Here is an 8009-nt window from a genome sequence, read left to right on the forward strand (position 1 = left end):
TAGCTGAATGACAACTCATTTCTGCTGCGAACTACTCTTATCGTCAGAGCGTTCGAGGGCTTTACGGATGACCTTCAGTAGGAGTGGCTCTAGTGCTGCTCGACCTGTGCGGTTGAGATGAATCGGGTCCTCAAAGTACTGGTCTTCAGACAGCGCCGCTGAGAAGTCGAATAGCGGTACATCGTCAGGCAAGGCGGCCCGAACCTCTCGCTCAGCCTGTGCAATCCAAGCCCCGTCTTTGCGAGCGGCAGGATGCAAAGGTGCGGCAATGACAATGACCTTGCTCCCCGCGGCCTGCAATTTGCGGACACTCTCGGCAAATACCCCAAGCTGGGCTGGAGCTACCTCGGGGACATTCGGCCTGATCTGCCACTGATGGATGAGACTGGCATTTATCTTTCCATTCGACGGCCCTGTCCTTTGATCATCGCGGTCAATGATCTTGATAAGGATGTTGGGTAGTTGTGGAGAATTGACCCGGAACGTGTGGAAAACCGTACTCCATGTTGCAATCGAGGGCTCTGTCTCGCGAACTTGCGTCCTCATGCGCTGGCTCAATGACTGAAACGTGGAGAATGCGGGAGCAGTCCTCATCGGACTGAGAGCCGGACGGATCTCCATCACTACAACCTTTGGTGCCGGCTGATTATCAAGGTAGTCCTCAAGGAAAGCTTGCTGCGTGAAGCTATCCATGCCGTGGCTTGCGATACTGAACACCGGGCTACCCAACGTCTTTGTCAGATTGGTCGGAATCACCATGGCATTTGCCACGCTGTTACCCGTGACTAAAACGTCGGCTTTTGCTGTGCCTGCATACAACCGTGAGAGCCTGTAATCACTGGTGCGAACCAACTGGCTGAGTGCGTAACCGACTGCCCGATCTGCCAGAAACAGGCAAAGCAAGAAGAGGACAGCAAACTTGATGGCTTGGAAGCGAGGCGTTGCTTCCGCGTTCTCGTCAGAAACGAACATAGACAAAGCGCCCCCCCTCAAACTCACCGATCGCGAGCGTCACGAGGAAGACCAGCAGCACCGCTGCGCATCTCAAGGTCCGCCGCCGCCTGAACAGGCGACGCCAAACGCCATTTTCTGCAGCAATCTCAACCCCCGTAACCGTCATGATTACACAAGCGCCAAGGGCAAGAGCCGCCTTACCATCAAGAGCGCCCCAGTTGTACGGGCCCTGCAAGATCTTGGTGTAAATTGTGAGAGCGTGATCTACATCCGGCGACCGGAACAATACACGTGTGGCAGCGACTGCGCAGAACACAAAGGCTATTTGTGCGACTATGGATACACGGTTTGGCCATCCGTTTTCAGGATAAAGTGCCCGTATCCGTGAGCCAACCTGTCTTTGCAGAACCAACAGGAGGCCATGGATGAAACCCCAGGCCACAAATGTCCATGCCGCACCATGCCAAAGTCCGCTGACCAGAAGAGTCAGGACCTGGTTGCGCGACAAGATCCATTCCAGACGACCATTGCGCGGTGAAGCGTGCGTGGCGTCACCCACTGCCTGCTCGGCAGCAATTGAGGTGAGCGCCTTGTAATCCACCTTGCCATTGGACAGTCGCGGGATTTCATCGATCAGAACGATGCTGAACAGCTTCGCTGGAAGGTTGTATGCCGAGCTCAGGCGAGCGAGCACTTCCTGCTCAGAACCCTCAGAAGTGTGCTCGCGTAGCAACCCGATTATAATCTGATCATCGCTGCCTGTTGCGATGGCACCTTCAACAAACTTGCCTGCTTCTTCTGCTACATCGTCAAGGCTGACGCGCAATCCGAACGGCTTAACAAATCGGCTCGCACGCCCGACGATTTGAACTAAGCCGGCCTCGTTCCATTGGGCGATGTCACCAGTGAACAAGTGCTTTGAAAGTTCAAGCGTAGCCAACTCAGAACGGTTAGTAGCATACCCTGCAAATATGTTTGGCCCTGTATAGCGCAGTTCACCCGCCACACCTGCATCTGCGATCAGCGATCCGTTCTCGGCGATAAGGTCAATGCTTCCACCGGGAATCGCGCGACCTATCGCAGTCGGATGGGATTGAGCCATCTCGGGTGGCAAGTAAGCAATGCGAGGCGAGGCCTCGGTTTGCCCATACATCACATAAAACTTCCAGCCCTGCGTCTCTCCGAGGGCTGCAAAGTGTTGTACGAGGTCGGGTGCCAATCGGCCCCCAGCCTGGGTTACAACTCGCAAGGAGGTGCACCTGGCAAGCCTCGCATCCATGCGCGACAGCATCTCGAAGCTATAGGGTACGCCAGCAAAATGCGTACACTCACGCTCAGACATTGCTTGCCAGAAACGATCGTCAGTGATCGGACGATCAGTCAGCAGCAGGGATCCCCCCACGGCGACTATCGCATTGATGACTGACATACCGTATGAATAATTAAACTTGAGAGCAGTAACCGCCCGGTCAGATGACCTCAAATCCAGGTACTGTCCGATTGCGATGGCATTGCTATGCACATTGCGGGCGGTCAGCTTTACCATCTTGGGCGAGCCAGTGCTGCCAGAGGTCGACAACAGGACCGCAAGTTCCTCGGCCAAAGCAACAGTACGCTTATGCCGGATTTTTACATCCACTCGGCCTGCATCTGTTGAGATCAGTATGTTTGGATCATATTCCTCTAGCTGACGATCAAAAAGGACTTGGTCACCTTTGCCGGTCAGAACCACCGGCCAGCGGCGCTGCAAGCACACCAGATAACAGCCGATCATTTCAATCGTGTTCTCAGCGCACAAAAACACCAAAGGGCGTCCGTCGAACTCACCGAGCGCCGCTTTGCCTGCCGCCAACACCTCGCCGTATGTCGCGGTTGTTCCGTCTTCACAAACGCAAAGAATGGAGTCCGAGTATCGGGCCAGCCCGTCAAAAAACTCCGTTTCTGTATTAGTCGCGGTCATGCGAGGGCAACCTTCCCTGGCGTGCACAGGGCCTCAAGCTCCTGCACTTCCAGACGCTCCCATGAAACGGGAAGATCCCCGATCAGAGCTTCAAGGCCAAGAGCTACTTCCACATATGACAAGGAGTCGCCCGCCAGAGCCTCGAAAGTGTCGTGAGCGTTGACCGGCCGCCTGAGCACCACGCTGTAAAGATCGCGGACGGAAGTCCACTGCGCGTCTCCTGCAAGTGCTTTGCGAGGGATAAGGCTTCTAAAAACATAATCTTCAAGCCAAGTCGATAAGCTGATGTGCCAACGAGCCCAAAAGTCACTGAAGCTCCGCGCAAGATTTGGACGATTGAAATTACGGCGAATAGAAAAGCCCATTACTCGGGCAAGGCCAATTACCATCAATGAGTAGCCGGCAAAGTCACCATAAATTTGAAATGTGAAGAAGATTGTGGAGACGAGTGTGTTTGCTCCATCATACGACTTGGGGTGTTCAAAAACGCGATCAATCTGAGACAGAAGATTATCAGAAAGAGCAACCTTTAGGAACAGGCCGTATACGAAAAGCTCGACTCCTAAAAAGAGGTTTGGCCACGAAAAACGCTTCCTTGTACGCAACTGTGGAAGAAACCACTGACTGCGGACGATAGGACCAGCAACAAACTTTGGCCAAAAAGCCATGTAAAGTGTAAAATCAGTGAAAGATGGCGTTCGCACTCTCTTGCGGCTCAAGTCGATCTGGTGACTTATCGCCTGAAACGTATAAAATGATAATCCTAATGGCGCAGCCAAACTGATTGTATATGGTGAGTATTTCACCCCAATTACGCCCAAAGTATCAGCAATTGACGACGAAAAAAACCCATAATACTTGAAAATTCCTAAAAGCGCGACGTTAAAAACGATAGAGCATGCGAGTAGCGGTTGCCGAGCGGAGTTAACTTCCATCTGCCTTGAAAAGACAAAATTTACGGCAGTACTTAGGAAAAGTATGGCAGCCATCCACACACTCGCAAAGCACACGAAGGCGTAGCTTGCGACTATCAGCAAAACATGCTGCCCTACTTTATTTAGTAAAAAGTAGACCGCAAAAAATGCTGCCGTAAAGATTAGAAAGTTTGATGATATTAAATGCATTCTCTAATCTCATAGCTGCAGCCGCTCCACAATAATGAACTGCGCATTTCACTTTGGTCGCGGGTCACACGGCCGGACAAAACATCGGAATAAGGGCTACAGTCTGCAGGCTCCAACTTTATACCCATCTCGGATATTGCAACATCGCCCGCGCAGCGTTCGACAATTTCCGGTGATTGAACGAGGCCCAAAAGCACCAAGCCGCGCGAAGAAAACGTGTGATATTTATGATCGCAAAAAGGACCTCGGCAATCTTGATGATCCTGCCACTGCGCAGAGAACTCGCCCCGGCCACTCCACGGCACGTAAGTAGGCTTCGTGCGAGCTAGATCAGCCCGCACTGCTTTTGAGTGAGGATCGAAGATGCAAGCTGCAAGCGCAACTTTCTTCCCCTCACATTCGTGATAGGCTGTTTGCCTCAATCGCCTGACTCACACCTACTGAGCTTGTTCGCATACGCGGTAAGCCTTTACGTCACAACGGTGGAGCTTTGGTTAATAAGGTATCTTGGTCAGTGGCTCGCCTTCTCCGCCAAGATCCGGGCCCCCATGACTAAGTTCAAAAGCGGCCTCGTTATCCGGCTCTTGATGCCGGCGCGACGAAGCGCCCGAGGCATCTTCAAAAGCAGAGTTTCCATCGAGATAGCCCAAGAAACCGGTATCTTGACATAGCGCCCCATCGCCCCGACCAGCACATCGCGCTTAGCGAAGCCTGCAGCCGCCAGAAGCTCGTCCAACTCTGCAAAAGTATATTCTTTGAGATGAAGGCCTTGTGGCGCATCAATATCGAAGTACTTTGTAATGTCGTGCGGGCCAATGGCTCGATTTGGCGTAATCACGAGATAGCGCCCTCCGGGACGGAGCACACGATATACCTCGTCTAACTGCTCTCGAGCATCCTCTGGATGCAGATGCTCCATCAATTGGTCACTGTAGGCAAGATCAATCGATCTGTCAGCGCACGCGATGGATGTGCCGTCCGAAATGACGACAGACAGGTTGGGCGGCAGGTCATTCCGGCGCGTGATCTCGTTCGACACATCGACTGCCGTGACGGTCCTGACAAAACGGCTGACGGCGATCGACAAGGCGCAATCGCCAGGCCCAATTTCGAGAAAATCACTATCGTCAGATACTAATTTCTCGATGTACCGCACTTGCCAAGCAATGCGGCGCTGCCGCTTTAAAGGATCTACTTTTTGCTGCAATTGGGGGTGGTCTACGACTCGCTTAAAGAGCTCATCGTATACAGATGTGTAGAGCTTCTTTCGAGCAAATCGATCGGAATCCATAATTCGCCTGGCGAGCTCTCGTTCGACGTCGAAATGATACTCCAAGCGCGCACGGCTTCTAGAGGCTCCCGCTGCGAACATTGATCGATCTGCCCTTTCCTGGCACCTCAGCAACGCTGGCTGAATCGTGCTGCCCTGAGAGCTTGAAACTAGCCAACGATTCTGGGCCCCGTTAACATGGGTTTCATATGCCGCGCAGGCCCCCTTCTAAGGATGACCTATCTTGACGCACTTGGCGATGAAACCTTATGCATCTAAAATGCCGAGCAGAAATCGCGCAATCTCGCTCGTTGCGCTTTTTATTGGAATGACGATTGCGTCGTATATTTCACTTGAAAATAATTTACGTATTACATCGGCCCTAGTCTACGTTATTGCTATTGTAGCAATAGCTGCAAATACCAACTTGCGATATGGCCTTGCGGTGGCCATCGTATCGTCAATCTTTTATAACTTTTTTCTGAGCGAACCTCTTTGGAAGTTTGGTGTAGACTCATACGACGATTTGATGCCGCTTATAGCGTTTAACACCACCGCAATCTTTACCGGTATCCTCGCCGGTCGCCTTAGCGAGAGAGCGATCGCAGCTGAAATCGCGCAGGCTAAAGTTCGCGCCCTTCTTAGTTTGAGCGATAGGCTACAACGAACAGTATCTCTTACCGACATTGCTCTTTCAGTTGAAGATAATGACGTGGATCTCTTTGCTGGACGCATATGCATCTACGATGGCCAGGGCCAACCTCTTGGAAGAGGACATAAGCTATGCGAATCACTTCTTGTATTACTTTTAAATAGTACAACCTTTAATCAAGATTATAGCGATTACTCATACTACATCCTGAGAATGTACGATGAGCCAATTGCCATAATTGCTTTTTCAAACGGTGCGAATTCCGATCAAAATGAATTAGTGGACAGGGACTCTTTAGTCAACTTGATCAGACTGGCTGTGGAAAGGTGCACTCTTCTAAGACAACAAGCTGAGATCGAAGGCATCAGGCGGTCAGAGGAATTAAAGACTGCGATATTGTCGTCTATATCGCACGATATGCGTACTCCTCTAGCTGCCATTTCAGCTTCGGCGAGCAGCTTGTATTCCCTGAAAGGCTCACTTGAGGCGCAGCTTCAGGAAAAGCTCCTATCAACCATTATGACACAATGTGAACGCTTAGATCGGTTTACTGCAAACCTTCTCAATATCGGCCGACTGCAAGCCGGAATAGGTGATGTCGAATTAGAATCTGTCGATCTACTTGATATAATCGGCGCGGTTCTAAGCAGTACCCGATCGCGATTCCCCGCTACCAAAATCGCAAAACGCTTTGTTGATACGGAGATGATCATCTCAGCAAATGACGTCATGATTGAGCAGATTTTTACAAATATTTTTGACAATGCATGTCGCTATAGTGGATCCGGCGGACAGGTTTTGATCACAGCGACCCGCGACGGCGATCATGCGGTCATCGCGATCACGGATTCTGGTGCTGGGATTGCACCGGAAGATATTCCGCACCTCTTTGAACGCTTTTTTAGAGGCTCGCGAACTTCGCACCTTGCAGGCACGGGTCTTGGCTTGGCCATCGCCCTTGGCTTTGCCGAGATTTTTAGAGGGACCATAGTGGTCAACAGTCCGGCCATCTATCTTGAACCCACAGATGAACCATCGCCAAACCCGTTGGCTGGACCTGGCACCACGGTAACCGTTAGGTTCCCCTTGCGTTTAGAAACAGGATTGGGTGAGCGCACGTGAGGATTTTGATTATTGATGATGAGCCTGCAATCGCAAACACTCTAGATGCGGTCCTGACAGCCAAGGGTTATAGTGCTGATGTTGCAATCAACGCCAAAGAAGCCTTAGCCAAGGCTAATGCAAAGCAGTTTGATCTGGTTCTTTTGGATCTTGGATTGCCCGATGCTGACGGGAAAGATATAATTCAGTCTTTGTTGCAACATGGTCAAATTCCGATTCTGGTTGTGTCTGCTCGCCACCAAGAGACTGAGAAGGTCAAAGCCCTCGATGCTGGCGCTCAAGACTTCATCAACAAACCCTTTGGAATTGACGAGCTTCTTGCTCGAATACGCGTTGCAACGCGAAAATCAGGCGTTAGCGACGCCAAACGGCACAAGTTCGTTTCTGAAGTTCTCGAAATGGATTTCGATAAACGAAAGGTTATGCTCTTGGGTGACGACGTGCGTTTATCCCCAAAGGAGTTCGATTTATTGGCGGCCCTTGCACAGCACCCCGGTCAAGTCATTACGCAACGTCAGCTGCTAATTGCTGGTTGGAATGATCCGACGGTGGATGGGCAGTATCTACGAACGTACATTGGATTGCTGCGGCAAAAGCTCGAGGCTGACCCGTCGGAACCCAGCCTGATTCTCACCGAACCTGGGGTAGGATATCGGCTGGCAATTTCGTCAAAAATCACATAGTTAACAAAAATCAACAAATGCCGCAGGCGGTTTGGCGGCAAAGTTTTATTGCGTTGCACAAATGTATGCGGCTATAAAGGTAATAAGACAATTTCAGCTCGTGCGAGCGGCCGGTCCACCGCGAGTTAGAGAACTTGTCGCCCCTCGGAGGAAGAGCATAGTCGATGTCAGAAGGCAGGGTTGTGACGGAAGGTTCGCCTTACGGGATGGATCCGTATCGTGCTCCTGCACCGGTATCGACGAT

The 8009-nt window shown here is 51.3% G+C and carries 6 protein-coding genes; 2 read left to right on the plus strand and 4 right to left on the minus strand.

Going from position 1 to position 8009, the window contains the following annotated elements; translation table 11 throughout:
* Window positions 1-15 precede the first annotated feature (15 nt).
* The 4 genes from B9A23_RS19455 to B9A23_RS19470 form a co-directional block, all read right to left on the minus strand.
* Window positions 16-972, minus strand: coding sequence for an SGNH/GDSL hydrolase family protein (locus B9A23_RS19455; protein WP_084280894.1), 957 nt, complete (start codon window positions 970-972; stop codon window positions 16-18).
* Window positions 959-2914: an AMP-binding protein gene (locus tag B9A23_RS19460; protein ID WP_084280897.1), complete on the minus strand. Its 1956-nt coding sequence runs from the start codon at window positions 2912-2914 to the stop codon at window positions 959-961. The genes B9A23_RS19455 and B9A23_RS19460 overlap by 14 nt, the downstream gene beginning before the upstream one ends.
* Window positions 2911-3903: an MBOAT family O-acyltransferase gene (locus B9A23_RS19465; RefSeq protein WP_176218081.1), complete on the minus strand. Its 993-nt coding sequence runs from the start codon at window positions 3901-3903 to the stop codon at window positions 2911-2913. Before B9A23_RS19465 ends, B9A23_RS19460 begins: the two co-directional genes overlap by 4 nt.
* Before the next feature lie 646 nt (window positions 3904-4549).
* Window positions 4550-5329 (minus strand): class I SAM-dependent methyltransferase, encoded by a 780-nt coding sequence (locus tag B9A23_RS19470; RefSeq protein WP_176218082.1) that lies wholly within the window; start codon window positions 5327-5329, stop codon window positions 4550-4552.
* Window positions 5330-5567: 238 nt separating this feature from the next.
* On the opposite strand from B9A23_RS19470, the gene B9A23_RS19475 reads away from it, so the two are divergent.
* Window positions 5568-7082, plus strand: coding sequence for an ATP-binding protein (locus B9A23_RS19475; protein WP_084280906.1), 1515 nt, complete (start codon window positions 5568-5570; stop codon window positions 7080-7082).
* A complete protein-coding gene (locus B9A23_RS19480; RefSeq protein ID WP_084280907.1) occupies window positions 7079-7765 on the plus strand; it encodes a response regulator in 687 nt (228 codons plus the stop codon). Before B9A23_RS19475 ends, B9A23_RS19480 begins: the two co-directional genes overlap by 4 nt.
* Window positions 7766-8009: the final 244 nt, after the last annotated feature.

The organism is Novosphingobium sp. B1 (genome assembly GCF_900176395.1).
GTDB lineage: Bacteria > Pseudomonadota > Alphaproteobacteria > Sphingomonadales > Sphingomonadaceae > Novosphingobium.